This is a genomic window from Halomonas sp. ND22Bw (assembly GCF_003011945.1).
Classification (GTDB): Bacteria; Pseudomonadota; Gammaproteobacteria; order Pseudomonadales; family Halomonadaceae; genus Halomonas; species Halomonas halophila.
On sequence record NZ_PXWD01001450.1, the window covers coordinates 1 to 248 of the forward strand.

Here is a 248-nt window from a genome sequence, read left to right on the forward strand (position 1 = left end):
CAGGCGGGCTTTCGCGCCTTCGACACGGCCCCGCGGTACGGCAACGCGGCGGCACTGGGCCGTGCCCTGAGCGACATCGGCAGGGCGCGTGACGCGGTCTTCGTCACCACCAAGGTGATGAACCGCTATTTTTCGGAGACGCACTTCCTGGCCTCGGGCGAGCAAAGCCTCGACCGGCTGGCGCGGGATCACGTCGACCTTGTGCTGGTGCACTGGCCCGGCCACGGCATGCCCATCGAACGCCAGAT

1 protein-coding gene is annotated in these 248 nt (G+C 68.1%); it reads left to right on the forward strand.

The window, feature by feature from the left end; translation table 11 throughout:
- A partial coding sequence (locus tag CVH10_RS23020; protein ID WP_146143331.1) for an aldo/keto reductase occupies positions 1 to 248 on the forward strand: 248 nt, incomplete at both ends.